At 43.5% G+C, this 19194-nt stretch carries 13 protein-coding genes and 1 pseudogene; 8 read left to right on the top strand and 6 right to left on the bottom strand.

Annotated features, from left to right (window positions below; translation table 11 throughout):
* Positions 1 to 17 precede the first annotated feature (17 nt).
* Positions 18 to 593: a hypothetical protein gene (locus A2W93_08680; GenBank protein ID OFY55270.1), complete on the bottom strand. Its 576-nt coding sequence runs from the start codon at positions 591 to 593 to the stop codon at positions 18 to 20.
* A gap of 423 nt (positions 594 to 1016) precedes the next feature.
* On the opposite strand from A2W93_08680, the gene A2W93_08675 reads away from it, so the two are divergent.
* Positions 1017 to 2051 (top strand): hypothetical protein, encoded by a 1035-nt coding sequence (locus A2W93_08675; GenBank protein ID OFY55206.1) that lies wholly within the window; start codon positions 1017 to 1019, stop codon positions 2049 to 2051.
* A gap of 568 nt (positions 2052 to 2619) precedes the next feature.
* Here A2W93_08675 and A2W93_08670 read toward each other — a convergent pair.
* From A2W93_08670 to A2W93_08660, 3 genes are read right to left on the bottom strand one after another with little or no spacing between them, the layout of a single operon-like run.
* Positions 2620 to 3081 carry a hypothetical protein gene (locus A2W93_08670; GenBank protein ID OFY55205.1) on the bottom strand — a complete coding sequence of 154 codons (462 nt, stop codon included), beginning with the start codon at positions 3079 to 3081 and terminating at the stop codon, positions 2620 to 2622.
* A gap of 23 nt (positions 3082 to 3104) precedes the next feature.
* A complete protein-coding gene (locus A2W93_08665; GenBank protein OFY55204.1) occupies positions 3105 to 3824 on the bottom strand; it encodes a hypothetical protein in 720 nt (239 codons plus the stop codon).
* An 8-nt stretch (positions 3825 to 3832) separates the two neighbouring features.
* Positions 3833 to 4834 (bottom strand): hypothetical protein, encoded by a 1002-nt coding sequence (locus tag A2W93_08660; GenBank protein ID OFY55203.1) that lies wholly within the window; start codon positions 4832 to 4834, stop codon positions 3833 to 3835.
* Between the two features lie 106 nt (positions 4835 to 4940).
* On the opposite strand from A2W93_08660, the gene A2W93_08655 reads away from it, so the two are divergent.
* From A2W93_08655 to A2W93_08625, 7 genes are all read left to right on the top strand, one after another.
* Positions 4941 to 8168 (top strand): ferredoxin, encoded by a 3228-nt coding sequence (locus A2W93_08655; GenBank protein OFY55202.1) that lies wholly within the window; start codon positions 4941 to 4943, stop codon positions 8166 to 8168.
* A gap of 507 nt (positions 8169 to 8675) precedes the next feature.
* Entirely contained in the window at positions 8676 to 9143 is a 468-nt protein-coding gene (locus A2W93_08650; GenBank protein OFY55201.1) for a deoxyuridine 5'-triphosphate nucleotidohydrolase, read from the top strand.
* Between the two features lie 12 nt (positions 9144 to 9155).
* A complete protein-coding gene (locus A2W93_08645; protein OFY55200.1) occupies positions 9156 to 10160 on the top strand; it encodes a nucleotidyltransferase in 1005 nt (334 codons plus the stop codon).
* Complete coding sequence (locus A2W93_08640) at positions 10157 to 11878, top strand: hypothetical protein (GenBank protein ID OFY55199.1); 1722 nt, start codon at positions 10157 to 10159, stop codon at positions 11876 to 11878. The genes A2W93_08645 and A2W93_08640 overlap by 4 nt, the downstream gene beginning before the upstream one ends.
* Positions 11871 to 12713 carry a hypothetical protein gene (locus A2W93_08635; protein ID OFY55198.1) on the top strand — a complete coding sequence of 281 codons (843 nt, stop codon included), beginning with the start codon at positions 11871 to 11873 and terminating at the stop codon, positions 12711 to 12713. The genes A2W93_08640 and A2W93_08635 overlap by 8 nt, the downstream gene beginning before the upstream one ends.
* Complete coding sequence (locus tag A2W93_08630) at positions 12713 to 13966, top strand: hypothetical protein (GenBank protein ID OFY55197.1); 1254 nt, start codon at positions 12713 to 12715, stop codon at positions 13964 to 13966. Before A2W93_08635 ends, A2W93_08630 begins: the two co-directional genes overlap by 1 nt.
* Positions 13967 to 14323, top strand: coding sequence for an MmcQ-like protein (locus A2W93_08625; protein ID OFY55196.1), 357 nt, complete (start codon positions 13967 to 13969; stop codon positions 14321 to 14323). It begins immediately after the preceding gene.
* Between the two features lie 337 nt (positions 14324 to 14660).
* Here the strand turns inward: A2W93_08625 and A2W93_08620 are convergent, their stop codons facing one another.
* Positions 14661 to 18704: a hypothetical protein gene (locus tag A2W93_08620; GenBank protein ID OFY55195.1), complete on the bottom strand. Its 4044-nt coding sequence runs from the start codon at positions 18702 to 18704 to the stop codon at positions 14661 to 14663.
* 198 nt (positions 18705 to 18902) lie between these two features.
* Positions 18903 to 19194: pseudogene (locus tag A2W93_08615) on the bottom strand (hypothetical protein).

Below are 19194 nucleotides of genomic sequence, written 5' to 3'. Positions count from 1 at the left end.
CGTTTTCGTAGGCAAAGTTACTTAACGACATATTCAATCACCGCATCTTTCCACAACAAATATCCCTGCCCGTTCAAATGCAGCCCGTCGTATGAATAATCCATATTCAATTCATTTTCTGGTGTTTTGAAAAGATCAAAAAGGTTTATATAGGTCAGTGAATATTTATTTGCAAGTGCATTTATTCCTTTATTGATTTCAATAATGTCGTTGTTGTTTCGGGTTGTCTGATTCTTTGTAGGCAAGACACTTTGAAGATACAGTTGTGTTTTCGGTGTTTTCTGAATAATCAGTGTGATGAGTTTTTCATAATCAGTGAGAATCTGATCAACACTTCTTTTCCTGGCCAGGTCATTGGTGCCGATCATCAAAAATATTTTTTTCGGAAAGGAGCTTACAACTTCCTCAAGTCGGTCTATAACGCCATTAATCACATCACCACTAATTCCACGATTTTTCACATTCTCCATTCCGAAAAGCTCATTCCATGCGCACATATCAGTGATGCTGTTGCCGAGAAAAATGATCTCGTTCGAATCATTGGGCATGCTCTCAAAAAAGCTTCTTTTTGCATCATAATAAGTTCCATAGATGCTTGGTTTGTACTTGCCTTCATTGCCTTCGGTTACAGGAACAGTTTGCGCCTTTAGCCCGGTAAATCCGGTTAATAAAAGGAAACCGAAAATTACTTTCAACAGATTCATTTTCATTGTTGATTCTTTTGTTATCGGAGAATGCAATGCAAATGTATGCAGCCGAATATTAAATTGCAAATTGCTATGAACTTTTTTTTATTTTGTAATTTTTCTTCAAATCCTTTTTCGTCACACGTGGAATTTATCACGCTGCAAGCGTGAGTCGTTACAAATCTTTCCAGAATCTAATCTTCCCACATTCGCGACCGTGTCACGTCTCACGTGAAGCGCCACATCGGCGAAGCCACACATGCGCGAAGCGTCACATTTTCTCTCGTATTTCTGATTTCGTATTTCGTATTTTACTACCTTCGTATTTCAATGGTGACTCAAAATAAAATTTCATTTCTAAAATATTTTTCTACCTGGCGCATAATCATTCCGATCGCGCTGGGACTCAGTATTTCGGCTTATATGATCGGACGTAGCTTTGATGCAGAGATGCTTTCACAGCTCGACTGGGGTGTCAAAACTATTTTCTGGATTTTTATAGCAGTGCTGTGTTTGCTGTTGCGCGATTTTATGAATATGCTCCGGCTGCGGATTCTTACACAACAAAACCTTAGCTGGAAACAGTCTTTTCACAACATCATGCTTTGGGAATTCGGCAACGCAGTTATGCCTGCTTTTATTGGGGGTGCTGGTGTTGCGCTGGTTACCATTCATAAAGAGGGTGTTGGTCTCGGCCGCAGTACAGCTGTTGTTATGATTTCCTCTTTGCTCGATGAACTGTATTTTATTATTTTGATTCCTGCAATTTTGTTGATAGCGTATTTAGAGACAACATATGGTAATTTGGCACTGCCAGACGCTTTTACGCCGGGTTGGATTTTCTGGGGCGGTTATATCTATCTCTCTTGTCTTGCATTGTTTCTCTCAGCTTCAATATTTTTTCTACCGCGATTTTTTGCAAAATTACTTCGCCGAATATTCAGTCTTAAGTTTATCCGAAAATGGAAGGGGCGTGCAAACCGCATGGGGCGCGACCTTAAATTATGCAGCCGGGAAATGCGGGGCAAGTCATTTGGCTTCTGGTTGAAATTGTTTTTGGTTACGTTTGTCGCATGGACCTCACGTTTGTTTATTATAAATTGCCTCATTATGGCTTTTATGCCCGGGGTCGATCACTTCGAGCTTTTCTCACGTCAGTTGTACATGTGGGTCATTATGCTGGCCAGTCCTACGCCCGGAGCCAGTGGTATTGCGGAATGGATTTTTTCGGATTATCTGGGCGTGTTTGTAATTGCAGGCCTGGCGCCGGTTTTGGCACTCATCTGGCGCTTGCTGACTTTCTATTATTATTTGCTTGCGGGGAGTCTGGTCATGCCTGTATGGATACGCAGAGTGTTTAAGTAGCGCGCAGAGAGTTTTCACAGGAGTAGCTCGCAGAGCCGCAGAGCGTTTCTCGCAAAGATCGCAGGGGCGCAGAGAAAAATGGCAGGGAGTTTCTCGCAGAGGGCGCAAAGACGCAGAGAAATTTTGCCACGAGGAACTAAAGCCACTAATAGTATTACTGGTCACGCGTCAGGAGACGCGCGCCCAAGTAAGAGAAGTTCACCAAGTTCGCAGTGAAATTCAATAATTCGCCACGAGGACACAAAGTCACAAAAAGTATTAAAGGTCACGCGTCAACGTAAAATGCTGCAAGCTGGAGACGCGCGCCCAATGCGTGTTTGCCACAAGGACACGAAGGCTCTGTGATTTAAGAATATCGATTTTTGATTTTAGATTTGATGGTAGATGTTTGTAATAATAAATCCAAAACAACATTGTAAAGTAAAAATTAAACTGGCTATTGGCAACTCACTACTGACCACTCGAGAAGCACCTTTATGAACTTGATAACTTTCAACTTTACAAACTTATGCAGTACATTAATCAATAAAAAAGCCCGCACAAAGCGGGCTTCAGAAAGCAAACATCTTTATTTAATTTCAAGCAATTCAACTTTGAATTTCAAGGTTGAGTTTGCTGGAATACCCGGCAATTCGCGGTTTCCGTATGCCAATGCAGGTGGAATAATAAATTCGTACATCGAACCAACACTCATCAGCTGAACGCCTTCTGTCCATCCGGGAATCACTTCGTTCAGGCCAAAGGTGTTGGGTTTGCCACGGTCGTAGCTGCTGTCAAAAATAGTTCCGTCAAGCAGTTTCCCTTCGTAATTTACTGTTACCCGGCTGGTGGGGCCAGGTTTACGACCCTCAGCAGCACGCAGGATTTTATATTGCAAGCCGCTGGCCGTGGTGATATATTCCGGAGTTGAATTTTCTTTGGTAACAACAGAAGTGTTTTCAGTTTTATCGTCACCTTCAGTATCGTTTTTTCTGGTACTGCATGCTGTAACAACAGCAGCAACAAAAAGCAGAATCATTATATTTTTCATGAGATACAGTTTTGAATTTTCTGTTATTTGAATTCGAGTAATTCAACTTTAAAGACCAGTGTCGACCCTGCAGGTATCGATTGCATAGCCCTGTCACCGTAGCCCAAATCGCTCGGGATGGTGAGTTCATACATTGATCCGACGCTCATGAGCTGAAGGCCTTCTGTCCAGCCTTTGATCACTTGTCCAAGTCCAAATTCAATCGGTTCTTTTCTTTCGTAACTGCTGTCGAAAATAGTTCCGTCAATCAGGCGTCCTTCGTAGTTCACTTTCACAGTGTTTGTGGCCAGCGGTTTCGGACCTGTTGCATCGCGCAGTATTTTGTACTGAAGCCCTGATGCGGTCTGCATAACACCTTCTTTCTTTGCGTTGGCCTCCATGTACAGACGGCCTTTTTCTTTGTTGATTGCAGCATCTTTTGTTGCTTCCATTTGCTGTTTTTGCTGCATTTCCATCTGGAATTTTCCCATGATTTCCTGGAATTGCTGCTGTGTAAACAATGTGTCTTTTCCGTTGTATCCGTCACGGATTCCAGCAAACAGAAGATCAAGATTCAGTTCAATTTTATTTTGCGAAAAACTCTTTGCAATATCAGTTCCGATCATATAGCTAACTGTATCTTTGAAGCTGGTCATGATTGTTGCCTGTGGTGTATTGGCAGATTGATCACAGCAAGCTTTTTTTGAAGAGTGACACGATGCCAGTCCTGCAGCGATGATGAAAACGACGAGAATTTTTTTCATACTATTTGTTATTTAAGTGGTTGAAAATATCCGGCACCCGAAATCACATTGGATGCTTCTTTTTGTGCGTAATTCGTGAAATGCTTCACAATGTCTGACCGCTCGGTCTTTCCGGTTGTGATGAAATAATGATTGCGGACCAGCCCTTTCGGAAATCCTCCTTTGGAGTAGGATTTTTTCAAACTGTTCAGATTATCGTAAATCAGTTCTGAATCATTCGCAACATTGTTCCCGTCGAAATCAACCGGTATTACATAAACGCCATTGGCTCTGAATCCTGAATTCTGGTTATAGGCCAACCTGTGGCTCATGAATACGATCGATCCGGGACCGGCTGAAATACTGCTGATAAGCTCATTCTCGCTCAATGTCGATGTCACTGTTTGTCCAAAACCGGAGTTGAGAAATGCTCTTATCATTAAGTTTGAGCTGGTGCTATCTGGCCCAGCCAGCGGTTTTAAAGGAGAGGACGCTGCTTTTTTATCCACTTGATTCCAGTTGGTAATACTGCCTGTGGAAAAAATGCCTTTTAAATCTTTCAGGTCAAGACCGCGCATTACAAGGTACTGCAGAACGGGGTTATTGAAGTTCACCGTCAGCACAAGAAGATCTGTTGCAATCGCATTTGATTCAAAATCGGGAAACGGGTTTGTGCTGCCGCCGGTAACAATCAGTTGCACTTTTCCTGAGGATAGCAATTGCTTCGATTCAGTGGTTTTGCATGGAATCACTTCAACAATCATGTTGGTGTTCTGTGCGACATAGTTCGAAGCCAGGCGCTGTGCCAGATCGTAGCTCTCTTCGGTAGCACCGACAGTGATTTTACCTGCTTCCAGGTCATTGTTTACCGTCGAGTTGTTCTGATCGGTCTTCGCATCGTCTTTCTTTCCGCCGCCGCACGCAATCATTGTGAGCGCAATGCACGCGATGAGAATGGAGGTTATTCTGCCCATGTAGTCAATCTTTTGCGCAAAGTTACATTTTTCGTATGAAATTGAAAAATTTTGCATCCGTACATTGCATAATCTCATAAAAGCATGTATTAAAAATCAAGTATCCAAAAGCCCTTGTTAGGAATTTACCGCTAATTTTGCAATCGTAAATTTACTTTGCACTATGTCAAAAATTGATAAACACCCCATCCTGCCTGTTCCCGAATGCGAGAAACATTCATTCAAATTCAACGGATCCAGCGTAGAAGGCGACAAGGGGTTCACCATTGCCGCAGCGCTGCACAATGCCGGTTTTCCGGTTCACAGCCACAGTCTTCAGGATCGTAACCGCTCACTCGAATGTGGCATCGGGAAATGCGGTGCCTGCGAAATGCTTGTTGATGGCGTGATCCGCCGCATCTGTATTACACAGATAGACGGCGTGAAAGAAGTGATGGAAGTGCCCAAGGATTATATGCCGGAAGCGAAACATTCGAGGCAACCTCAGATAAAAGTTTACCGCACCGATGTGGTTATCGTGGGTGCAGGCCCGGCCGGACTTGCAGCGCGAGAAATATTGAATCAGCACGATGTTTCGAATATTGTGGTCGACAATAACGCGAAAATCGGCGGTCAGTTCAATATGCAAACCCACCAGTTTTTCTTTTTTGAAAAAGAAAAGAAATATGGCGGTATGCGCGGTTTCGAAATTGCTTCGGCTCTGGCCGGCGACAATCATGAAGGAATTTTTCTGAATTGTACCGTGTGGGATCTGCTCGAAGGGAAACGTATTGCGATTAAAAATATTAAAACGGAAGAAATATTTTATATCGATTGCAATCATCTGATTGTTGCTACGGGTGCTGTCCCTTTCATGCCTACGTTCGAGAACGATGATGTTCCGGGTGTTTATACCGCCGCAGTGGTTCAGAAAATGATGAATACCGAACTCACATTGCTGGGTAAAAAAATTCTAACAGTCGGTGCCGGAAATATTGGCTATCTCACATCATATCAATTAATGCAAGCTGGAGCTCAAGTTGTTGCTATTATTGAAGCTCAGGGCAAAGAAGGCGGATTCCCTGTTCAGGCCAATCGCGTACGTCGTCTCGGTATTCCTGTTATGCTCAATCATATTCTGGTGAGCGCTATTCCAAACGAAGATCACACAGGCGTTGTTGGCGCTGTGATTGCCGAAGCACATAATTTCAAACCCATTCCGGGAACTGAAAAAGTAATTGAAGGCATCGATGCCATCAATATATGTACTGGCCTTGTTCCCGATGATCAGCTGCTCTCGCTGGGTAATGAAATTTTCGGTCGCAACTGCCATGGTGTGGGCGATGCAATCCGGATTGGTGAAGGCACCTCCGCGGTTTTGCGTGGTAAACAATCGGCATACGAAGTACTGGATATGATGTCGGTTAAATATAAATACGACGACTACCTTGCGGTTTCAAAAGAGTATATCGATTCTCAGCAGCACCCGGTGCGGGTTATAGAAGAGCCAGTGCTACCGGTTGGCGACAGAAAAAAGAAACCGTTTGTGCAAATCGACTGCCTGTATGGTTTTGCCTGCAATCCCTGCGCATTTGCCTGTCCCTACGGAGCCATCACCAAAACATCAACCAGCACGGTCCCTGTGGTAGATTTCGATAAATGTATCGGCTGCATGCAATGTGTTTATCAGTGTCCCGGTCTGGCCATTTTTGGTTACAACATTGAAAAGGATCAGCTGTTTTTGCCGATTGAATACGAAGCAAATGAGAAAGAAGAAGTGTACCTTGTTGACAACAACGGAAAGGTCCTTGGCGAAGGAGTGATTGAAAAAATTCTGACAAAACCCAATAAAACCAATGTTGCCCGCGTGAAATCATCAACGGTTCATGGCGATGATCTCACAAAAGTGCGCGGTTTTATTGTAAAAAGCAATTATCCTGAAAAGCCCTCACTTCAGACTACAAGCTACAAGGAGGAGGGTGCAACTTATGTATGTCATTGCGATGATGTCACACTTGATGAAATTCTCGAGCGCATTGGCGACCGCAAGTTTATTTCTGTTGATGAAATCAAACATACCACACGTCTTGGTATGGGTGCCTGCCGCGGTAAACGCTGCATCCGCCGATTGAAAACAACCATTGCTTCAAAAGGTATTACCATTGTAGGCGATGCAACACCTCGCGGGCCTTTGTCGAATCAGGTGCTGATCGGCGAATTGTATCCGGGAAAAGAAAACGAAGTTATTGTTCCATTCACGCCTGGTGTAAAAACAGAGCGTAGAAAAGTGAAATCATTGGTTGCCGGTGGTGGTATCGGTGGCAGTGCGCTGTTTCGTTATCTGGCCGAAGCCGGATTCAGCCCTGTTCTCGTGAATCATGACCGTGGTGCATCGTGGCGTAATATCGCCGGTGGGCGGCCTGCATTCAGCGTCCCAGAACTTTCGGATATTGCCATTCACAACCGCGATATTTTTGTCGAGCTGCAGAAAATAAAAAACGTTGATTACAAACCCATTCGATATGTGAGCTTTGCCCACGATGATGCAACATACAAAGCCCTCGACGCATCACGCGCCTGGTCAGATGCATACATGGTTGATAAGAAAGATTTCCAGAAAGAAATCAGCCCGTATTTCAACAAAAATCTGAGCACATATCAGTCAGCTCTTATTACACACGACTGCTGGCAGGCTACGCCTGGCCGCGTAATCGACCTGATTCGCAGCATTGGTATTCAGAAGGGCGGAAGCATAATGGAAGACTGCGAACTGATTGATCTGCGAAAAGAAGGTTCCAAATATATTGTATTGGTGCGCGATCACAACAAGCAGTATGTAGAATTTGAAACCGAAGTTTTCATCAATGCACTTGGACCAACCGCAGATAAATTTGCACGTAAGCTGAACATTGAAACTGGTCTGTATCCTGTACGTCATCAGGCTTTCATCACACGCAGACTTCCTCTGCTCGGCAAAGATGGCGATGCACTTGACATGCTGATTGATCGCAGAAAATACAAAGCATTCAGCTCGGTGTATGGCCAGCAATTAAAAGAAACCGGCCAGATCATTGGTTGCGCTTCGCCGCTCACTGACCCGAAAGAAACCGATAAAAACCTGAAAATAAACAGCAAGGAATTCCTTGAAATCGCCAGCGAAATTTTCAGTGACTGGATTCCGCAATTGGCTTCAGTCGGATTCCAGGCGGTGTGGAGCGGATATTATGTTGAGCCGCGCTACATCATCGATCCGTCGCTTGGATTGTTTGTTGGGCTGCGTGGACATGGATTCATGATGAGTCAGTATCTGGCCAAGATGTATGTGGATAAACTTGCTGCAAAGCCAGTTCCTGAATACTTCGAAAAGCTTGCCCTGAGCGGCCCCGGCCTGAGCGAAAGTGCATTTAAATAGAACTTGCTTTTGGTGCACAAAGTAGCACAACGTGCACACGAAGTTTATTCGCTCATTGAATTACCTTTATAGGTGCTCATGAGCTCAGCTCATGTCATGCGCTTTGGTTCACAAAGTAGAATGAACTAAGAAAAAGTCGTTATCGGTTGTGTTGTGCAGCATTTTTCAAGCAAGCTTGAAATCCAGCATAGCACAACCGATCATACTCAATACTTGTGTATGATTTTGCATTTTCATGTGAAATCACTAAAAGACGGAATTAAAAGACTTGTGCTCTGAAAGAAGAATTTTTGTTCAAATTCAAAATTCGTAACAAAAGCTGATGACAAATTCACGACCTAGTCGTGAATATCTGTTGCGGTAATGCATTGAGCAAACTTGTTTGCAAAGATGTAATGCTGCAACAGATATAAGCTTTTGTTTTTGAGTGATCTACTTTGTGGGACTTCGTGCTCCAACTTCGAGGTACTTTGTGTAACCAAGGCAATCTTTTCCGGAATCGCAAAAATGATTAAATTTGCACCTTTATATAAAGTCAGGATGAAAATCAATATTGTAAATCTTAGCAACAACCCGTTGCCTGCATACGAAACAGAATACTCTGCCGGCGTCGACTTGCGTGCTTTCACCGAAGAGAATATTGTTCTCCGCCCGATGGAGCGAAAGTTGATTCCAACGGGATTGTTTATTTCGTTGCCAATCGGATTCGAAGCTCAGGTGCGACCCCGAAGTGGTTTAGCCATTAAAAGCGGTGTGACAGTTCTAAATACACCAGGTACCATCGACAGCGATTATCGGGGTGAAATCAAAGTGATTCTTATCAATTTTTCGGACACAGATTTTGTTATAAAAAATGGTGACCGCATTGCTCAAATGGTCATAGCGAAGCATGAACGGGCCGAATGGCAACTTGTTCCGGAACTCGATTCCACCGAGCGCGGTGCTGGCGGATTTGGACATACAGGGAAACAATAATTCAAAATATTTATGAAGATAATAATTCCAATGGCAGGTATGGGTAAGCGCATGAGACCGCATACACTGACTATTCCGAAGCCGCTCATCAATATAGCTGGAAAGCCAATTGTACAGCGTCTTGTTGAAGATCTGATGGAGCTTGTGGATGAAAAAGTAGATGAGATTGCTTATATCATTGGTGATTTTGGAGATGAAGTTGAAGAGCATTTGCTGGATATTGCAACCAGTGTTGGTTCGAAAGGTAAAATATATTATCAGAATCAGGCGCTAGGAACAGCGCATGCCATCTCATGTGCAGCTGAATCCATTTCAGGGAAAGTCATTGTTGCTTTTGCCGACACTCTTTTCAGTACAACACAGAAGATGGACATTTCGCGCGAAGCAATTATTTGGGTTCACAAGGTTGAAGATCCATCAGCATTTGGTGTTGTGAAAACGGACAACAAGGATGTTGTTACGAAATTCATCGAGAAGCCAACCTCTCCTGTTTCAAATCAGGCTATTGTTGGAGTATATTATTTCCGCGAAGGCGAAGTTCTAAGAACGGAAATTGAGAAACTTCTGGCCGATAAAGTGCTGGTCAATGGCGAATATCAACTCACCGATGTGCTTGAAAACATGATGCAGCGCGGATGCCAGTTCTCGGTTTACAACGTTGAAGAGTGGCTTGATTGCGGTAATAAAAATTCAACCATTCATACAAACCAGCGTATTTTAGATTTCGCTAAAAACGGAACCTTAATTTCTCACGACCTGAATCAGAAAAATTCGATCATTATTCAGCCTTGTTTTATAGGAAAAAACGTGACCATTACGGGAAGCATTGTTGGCCCGCACGTGTCTATTGGTGAGGGCTCTGTGATATCGAACTGCATTATTTCCAATTCTATCATTCAATCACATTGCAAGATATCAAATGCGAACATCGACAATAGTATGGTTGGCAATTTCGTTGAATATAGTGAGAAGTACAAAGAATTAAACATTGGAGATTTCACCGTAATTGTTCAATGACAAAACGACTGACACCATATTTGCTTGTTTTAGTGCTGATGTTATCGGCCTGCAATTCGTTTCATAAAGCGCAACGCAAACACAACAAACTTACCGATCGTGAGCGCCTCATGATTTCCAGTGTATTCATCGAAGCCACGCGTTATAAGATTCTAGGGAACGCTGCCAATGCAATCGGACTTTATGAATCAATTATTCAGCAGGATCCGCTGCATGATGCATCATTATACGAATTGGCACGGCTTAAGATGAATACGGGTGAAGCAGATGTTGCAGTTGAATTATTGAAAACGGCCATGCGCGTTGAACCTGATAATATTTGGTACCGACTCACCTACGCCATGGCCTTCGAGAAATCGGGAAAGTTTTTGGATGCGGCTGATCAATACAAAAACCTGCGAAATAAATATCCTGAGCGATATGAGTTGTATGAGTATGAGGCTCAGTGTTATGTTCAGGAAAATGAATTTCAGAAAGCGATAGATGTTTACAACCAGCTGGAATTGCTGATTGGCATTTCTGAGCAGACAGGAATTCAGAAGTATTATATTTATCAGAACTGGGCAAAGCCCGACAAAGCCATGAATGAAATTCAGAAGCTGGCTGATAAATTTCCTGAAAACCCTCAGTATTCAATGGCTTTGGTTGAGTTTTACATGCGAACCGGCAAAGCAGGACTTGCGCTGAATAGTATAAATTCTGTTCTTGCCGTTGATCCGGAAAACCCGCTGGCACACGCTTACCTGGCCGATTATTATCATCTGTCAGGCAACGATTCGCTGGCCGTGAATGAAATATTTTCCATCATTGGATCGTCTGCAACAGGCATAGATGAAAAAATTAGTTTATTTCTGAATATTTATCGAGCCGGCAATGTGTATGGTGATTCAACCGTTGTTTATCCAATGCTCGATACACTCGTGAGTGTGCATCCAACTGAAGCGAAGGCCTGGGCGATGTATGCTGATTTTTTAAACAAAGATGACCGCAAGGATGAAGCGTTGATGATGTGGAAAAAATCGCTGGTGTTGGACAAAAGCGTTTTCGCAATCTGGGATCTTGTGATGAATGAATATTACGACGATCAGCAATATGACTCGTTGTTTGCCTATTCTACGAACGCTTCAGAATTATTTCCTGAGCAGAGTAAAGTCTGGTTTTTTCTAGGATCGGCACAATATCATACTGGAAAATTTATTGAGGCTGTATCATCGCTGGAGTTTGCTTCCGATATGCAACTGAGCAATAAGGAAATGAAAAACGAAGCGATGTATCTGTTGGCTGAGGCGTATCTGAAAACCAACAGCAACAGTGAGTCTGATGCAATGTTTGAACAACTCATCGAGGCCGACCAGAACAATGCTGTTGCAAAAAATGCATATGCCTATTCACTTGCACTGCGTGGAGAAAGCACTGCTAAAGCTCAGCAGCTGATAACAGAAGCACTCAGCGGAAATGAGGACAAATCAGAGTTTCAGCATACTTTCGGATTGGTTTTATTTCGGCTTGAACAGTATTCCGAATCGGCCGAAGCTTATCGCAAAGCAATGAGTTTGGGAGGTGACGATGATGGAGCATTGCTGGAACATTATGCCGATGTATTGTATTTTTTGAAGAACACAGATGAAGCACTGCGTTATTGGCTCATGGCGCGCGAATTGGGCGGTGCTGGAAAATGGATTGATAAAAAAATTACTGACAAAAAGTATTATGAGTAAATTTCTTTTGCCGGTACTCTTGATTACGATTGCCTTCTTCTCAGCTTGTAAAACAGGGCGGGAAGCGAAGAAGGAAATTAAGGAAACCGTGAAGCGCGACACCGGAGTTGAATTTATTTTTTCGAAAATGAAGGATGCTCAATTCGACTTCCGAACCATGAATATTAAATTTCAGGCTAAGGTTGAATCGGAGAAAACCAATCTGAGTTTTGGTGGCAGCATGCGGATTATCAAAGATCGTACGATTTGGCTCTCCTTGTCGGCTGTAATTGGGATTGAAGCGTTTCGCGTCAGTATTACTCCCGACAGTGTGAAAATGATTAACCGGCTGAACAAAACCTATTTTAAAGGAGATTATCAACTCATCAACGATTTGCTCAAAACGCCCTTTGATTTCGATATGCTGCAGGCTTTGGTTACGGGCAATGATTTCTCGTATTACGAAAACAATATTTTCAAGGTTGGTGAAGATGCCAAAACTTATAAAATTGCAACACCGGGCAGAAAAAAACTGAAGAACTATGTTGCAAATCAGAGCGACATGGATCGTGTGCTGGTGCAGGATTTGTGGATAGCTCCGGATAATTTCAAAATTGTTCGACAGCAGATTAAAGAAATTTCAAAAGAGAATAGTAAGTTGGTTGTAGATTATTCCGCATTTGTTGCTTTCGATGATCAATTTCTGGCTCACCAGATCGATGTGAATGTTGAAGCTGATCAAAAAATGAAGGTGATTATCGATTTCGAAAAAGTGAGTGTGGACGAGGAAATCACAGTGCCATTTATGATTCCTGAAAGTTTTTCGTCGATGGATCAGCAACAAAATAACAAGTGATGAAATCAGGTTCAGTGTTCTTTCGGGTGTTGATGTTCTGCATTGTTTATACTGTGCTGAGTATGAATATTGGCTATGCGCAGACCAACAAAAAGAAACAACTGCAGAATCAGAAAGCCAGCATTGAAAAAGATATTTCAAATACTTCGAAGCTGATCAAAGAAACACAGAAAAACAGCAAGAAAACAACGCAGCAGATTAAGCTTATCGAAAGTCAGGTTCGTAATTACGAGAATCTTCTTTCAAAAACAGGGGCTGAAATGGCGCTGCTGGAGCGGGAAATCGATAGCAAAAAAGAATCCGTAACTCAGCTGAAAAGGGAATTGTCGACCTTAAAAGATCAATATGGGCGGATGGTTTATTTTGCATATCTGACCCGAAAGCCGGCCAACAGACTGGTTTACCTGTTTAGTTCACGAAGTGTGATGATGGCCTGGCGAAGAATGAATTATTTCAAAGAGTATTCGGCCATCCGAAAAAATCAGGTGAGACGGATTACGGAAACCCGCTCTGCTGTTGAATTGGCATTGTCCGATCTGGAACAAATGCGTAACGATAAACTCAGTCTCAAATCGGATCAGGAAAATCAGAAAAACGAACTGGCTGCTCAAAAGAAAGAAAAAGATAAAGTTGTAAAAGATCTGAAGAAGCAGGAATCGAAACTGCGTGCTGACCTAAAGAAAAAGCAGAAAGAAGCAAATGAAATACAGCGACAGATTCAGAAAATGATTGAAGCTGAAATTGAGGCCAGCAAAAAGAAAAAGAATACTGTAAAAGCTACCAATTCGTCCGGAACTCCAAAGCCCAACGCGTATCAGATGACACCCGAAGAAACGCGTATTTCAAATACGTTTGCCGGCAACAAAGGAAAAATTCCATGGCCGGTTCCTCAGGGATCAATTACAGGCAGATTTGGCGAACATCCGCATCCGGTGCTGCCCGATATTAAAGTTAAAAATAACGGTATTGATATCTCATCGCCCAAAGGCAGCAGTGCGCGCGCCGTTTACGAAGGCACTGTCAGTGCAGTTATCACAGCGCCAAATGGAACAACCATGATCATGATCCGCCATGGCGAGTACCTTTCCGTTTATTCAAACATTAAGGCTGCCGCTGTGAAAAAAGGCAGCACCGTCAGTTCGAAGCAGAATCTTGGGGCCATCGACACCGATGAGGAAGGCGCTACTGTTCTGCATTTCGAAATATGGAAAGAAAAAGTTCCGCAGAATCCCGAATCCTGGATTTCACGATAAATGAATATTGAAACTTTCCGCGAATACTGCCTGCTGAAGCCGGGTGTCACCGAGGAATTTCCATTTGATGAAACTACGCTTGTTTTTAAAGTCGGCGGAAAAATGTTTGCACTTACAGATATTGAAGGCGAATTTACGATTGCACTCAAATGCGATCCGGAGTATTCAATCGAGCTTCAGGAGCGCCATTCCTCCATTACACCTGCTTATCATATGAGCAAGATTCATTGGATTGATGTGAACGAAGCAACTTCTTTTGATGAAAAATTATTGAAGCAATTGATTGATGGGAGTTATGATTTGGTTTATAAAGGGCTTACAAAAAAAGTTAAGGATCAGATTAGCAATCGTGCATAGCTTTTCAATCAGTATTTCGCACTGAGACGTAGCTGCAGAGATTGGGCTTCTTCAACGCTCACGATAGCAATCGTGACAGGTCGCTTCGCGACGTATTTTGTGCTTTTAAAGGTGCTTCGCACACCTTGTCCCTGGGGCTTCGCCCAAGGCTATTGATATTTAACTCCTTCGGCGTATCTGGTGGTGCTTCGCAGCTTTATTTTACGCCTTCGGCACTTATGCTTTGTGCATTTAGACGCAAGAATTATGCTTTTCCAATCTTCACCAGAATCTCATATTCCCACATGCGCGAAGCGCCACATCGCCGTAGGCGCAAATTTTCACATCTTTTTTGTTTTCAAAACTCATTCGTCACAACGGTTTTCATCGATCCGAACCAGCGAATACTGCGTTCTCCGATACCCGGTGCATATACATGAATGATGTAAACACCGCCTGAAACGATCTTCCCGGCTGTATTCCGCAGATCCCATTCAATGCTTGTTTTATCCGGATCATCGTTTTCAAATTTCCTGACAATTGTTCCGTTCAGGTTGAAAATTGTCACAGTGCATTTCGATGGGACATTGGTGATTTTTATTTTGTTTTCGTAAACGCTTTCCTCATAATCATCCAGAGCATAATAGGGATTGGGCACTACATTGATCATGTCGAGTGCATTTGTTGCCGTGGTTGGATCGTTAGTAACAGTCATCAGTGATGAAGTATTGAAGCTGTACATCGGATAGTTCCCGTTTTGCGGCGAGGCAGAACCGAATGTAGAATAGTTTTTTGCATATTCTTTCGAAACCCGGATCCGAACACGACATTCGTTGCCAAGCCATTGTTCACCATCGACTGATAGTGGAATGGAGCACCACAAGGCACTGGCGAATGCATTGCGTAATGCTGTGCCGCTCTCCTGTCCGATCATGTAATAAAGCCAGGTTCCTTCGTCATAGGCAGAACAGGAAGTAACGTCATCATTTAAATGTCCGAAAACATAAACAAAATGTTTGCCTCCCAGAAGTGGCTCTCCGAGCGTTGTTTCGAGATTTGAGGTTGGATTGAACATCATATCGTTTCCGTTTTCGGAGCCCAGCCAGCTGTCTTCGCCAAAAGCAATATTCAGTCGTTCGCCGGTTTCCACGTTGATGGCATATCCCGGGAACCAGCCCATGCCTTGTTCATGTCCGTCATAGATTGCTTCAGCAGTGAGTGTGTTTCCGTTTTTATCGACCGATGCATGATGGCGTAGTGTGAGTTTTCTGGCATTTCCTTGTGCCAGCAGTTCGTCATCGCAGGTTTCGAGTACGGGACAACGCGTCCACATGCTTTTATCAGGTGTTAGAACAACATCAATGCTTGCGAGATTCGACATTTTATTTGCAGTAGATAAAAACGGCGCGATGGACATCAATGCCGGATTGTTATCCTCATAAGAACACAAACGATATGGCGCCCATGTACCGGCAATGACTTTTTCGTAGTATTGTAGCGGATCAATATATTGTCCATAATAAACATGATCATCGTACATGCTGTTTTCGGAATCCTGAGTACCACTGCGAATCCAGTTATACGCTGTTGGCCCATCGGCATCGGAAACACCTCCCAGCCAATTATTCGAAGGGTCTGAGTAAATGATATCGGCATACAGAAAGCCGTTGCTCTCATGAGAAAGGTCTCCCGGATTTTTTCCGTTTGTAAAACATACAGCAATTCCAAGGTCGGTGAAGATCTGCTCAAACGGGCTGCTGATGTCATGATCAGAGTACCAGGCCGCAACAAAATTGTCATTCATGTCATATTCTTCCAATATCCACGAGTAGGAATCGACCTCTCCGAGCCATGATGCATTTGTCGAGTCCAGTTTCAGAATATAATTGGCTTCTTTCACATTCAGTGGATCGATCACTTTCACGGTCACCGGGCCAAATCCGGCTTCATAGGTGAGCTCTTCGGAAAAACCATCCTCCATAATTTTTTGTCTGGATGCGCTATTTAGTTCAAGTATGTTTCCGCCGTTGCCCTGGCCTTCAATGCGTGTAATGACAGGTTGCGCGCCGTATGTGCCGTTAATAATTGTTCCGCCCGACTCAGGAGCCGGTGCATGAGGAATTGCTGTGTAAACATCGATATTTTTTCGACCGGATAAATAAGGGTTTTTTTGCCCGTTTGAAGACATAATGCCGGGAAACTGCGTTGCAGGGTCAGCGCTGTATTTCTCATATTCGTTGTGTGCATATGCCAGCACCATGTAGTAATATTTTTTATGATTGACCAGCCGTTGGTTTTCGCCGCTTGCGAACATGTCATCCAGAATGCGGAAAGAATGAACGATGCCTTCATTGGCGCCTTCCACCTCAGTTTGCGGAACAACCAAACCCATTTCCTGCGAAAAAATATAATTAACCAGTGTTGAGGCATCGTTGTCAATGTCGCATTGAGCAACCAATCTGGCCTTGTCCGGATCATACACATCGGCCGAAGTTACGTTAGGATCCGTTACCTGAAAAACCTGATATCCTTCGAAACGATAGAGTGAGTCATAGCTGTATCCCGATGGTGAAACGATGGAGGGATCAACTTCTTCGAACTTATCCTGGTAATTATTACTGGTCACATGATTGGATAAATACAGTATTACTTCCCGGTCGAGCTCCTGCGCGGATATGTCCGGGGCATCCGGACCATATAATAGCCGGAAGCAATTGTCGAAAAGCACCTGACATTTATCATCGGCATATTTCAGTAGTTCAAGTGAAGCGGCAGCGCCACCAGCGCCAGCTCTGGCCCAAGGAACACCTACGGTGAGATAATTTACCTCTCCTGGCTGCATGGTAAAAGGTCCCGCCGATTGAATCACACGTCTGTCCCCGGGAAAGTTCCCAGCTGTTTCTTCTGTCCATTTTTTCGGGCCATATGGGGGAATTCCTCCGGTGCCGTAATCGCAGATATCACTTTCTCCCGGAAACATATAATTGCATTCCGGGCCATAGCCTTCCAATGCTGGATGACCATTCCCGCCGTAAATCATGTGGGTGTTGTTATTCCATAAGGCGCGCATATTATTGTAATAGTCATGTGCGTCTTCAGGAAATAAAATTGGAATGTTTTGACCTTCAATGGTTTTGACAAAATAATTCATGCCGTAACATTCATCATCAATAATTCCGTTGCCAAAATTACTACCGTTTACAGCGGCGTTGCAGTTTTCAAACCACAGCATTCCCGATGAGTCTGTATGCTGAACAAAAGCGCCGTTATCAATGCCATCCGGATCCAAATAGGGCCCTTTCAGAAAATCAATACCCACGGCAGCAGGTTGGTTGCCATAACCCCATTCGCCATTGAAGCTTTCATCAAAATCATCTCCGCCATAAGCATAGCCAAGACCCCGGGGCACATCGCATCCGATTAAATCATCGTAATTGCCTCCATTACTGATGTCTATATACATGCCGATATGAGCATCATATAAGGTTTGATTGGAACGGTTGATGACTTCATATGAATAAAAAGTCATGTTGTTTATTTCATCACCGGTAGCAAAAGCAAAGGCCTGTGCCCTGACTTCGATTCCAATAGCGCTTCCGCCGGTTTCAGTATGGGTGTTTCCCATGTCGTTGAACACCCACCACAAGGTCTGATCACCTTTTAGTGCCTGGTCGAAAAGAACGCCACCGGTTGTAGTTCCATTAACGTCTTCTGCAGTGGGATCGGGTTGATGACAAAGATTGTTGTTGAGGTCGTAGTATGGATAATCGCCTGAATTGGGATCATACTCTCCATCTTCGTTATAGTCGAAAAACGGCGCCAGATAATGTGATTGTCCCAAGGATGAATTACCATGCGCGGGATATTCGAAGAAATATGCCGGAATGGAATATCCGGGAAATAAAGAGGGATTCTCAAAATAGTTTACAAAATCAATCACGTCCTGCCGGTAAATCGTGCTGATAAAATTGTAATCCTGACATACGCCGGCATCTGTAGTGGCCATTCCGTCGATTGTAAGTGGCCCGGGCCAGAAGTCATTTCCGAATGACCGGTAGCGTTGTGCAGCCACTTTTATATTTCCGTTTTGGTCTGTCCCGCTAACCCACAATGCTCCGGCAAACAACGCATTTCTTCCGCTGCCTTTGGGCACTTCGTATTGAGCCACACCAATCAGGTCCCACCACATGTCTCCGCCATTATTAATGCGGGCACGCACACCACCGATATTCAGCTCCGCCGAAGCCGATGCGGGCAGACAGTCAGCTGCGACTGACCTCAGATACTGCGTTTTGCCGGCATCAGGCCCGGGGTTATTTATGGATTTCTCACCGCAATTTGCAGCAGGACAGAAAAGCAGTGATGAAAGAGCTATTAGCAGAGCGGTTAAACGTGTATTCATGGTTATAATTTATAAACGACATTGTTGAAAAACCCCGGCAAAATACAAAATCTTTCGTCAAAAAATCACGCTAATTTATTTTCACGAGAAACAAAAATGCGTTGTTAATTCGCCGGAAGTGCGATTATACCAGTGATTGGCGAAAAACAGAAAATCAAAACTTTAAAAATAAAATTTCTGATTTCGCATTTCGTATTTTCAAAACTCACTCTCCACAACGGTTTTCATCGATCCGAACCAACGAATGCTGCGTTCTCCGATGTCCGGTGCATAAACATGAATGATGTAAACGCCGCCAGAAACAAGTTTCCCTGCGGTGTTGCGCAAATCCCAGTCAATGCATGTTTTATGCGGATCATCGTTTTCAAACTTCCGGACAATAGTTCCGTTCAGATTGAAAATTGTCACAGTGCATTTCGATGGGACATTGGTGATTTTTATTTTGTTTTCGTAAACGCTTTCCTCATAATCATCCAGAGCATAATAGGGA

Source organism: Bacteroidetes bacterium GWF2_43_63 (assembly GCA_001769275.1).
In the GTDB taxonomy this organism is placed as follows: domain Bacteria; phylum Bacteroidota; class Bacteroidia; order Bacteroidales; family DTU049; genus GWF2-43-63.
This window is presented reverse-complemented; position numbering and strand designations above follow the sequence as displayed.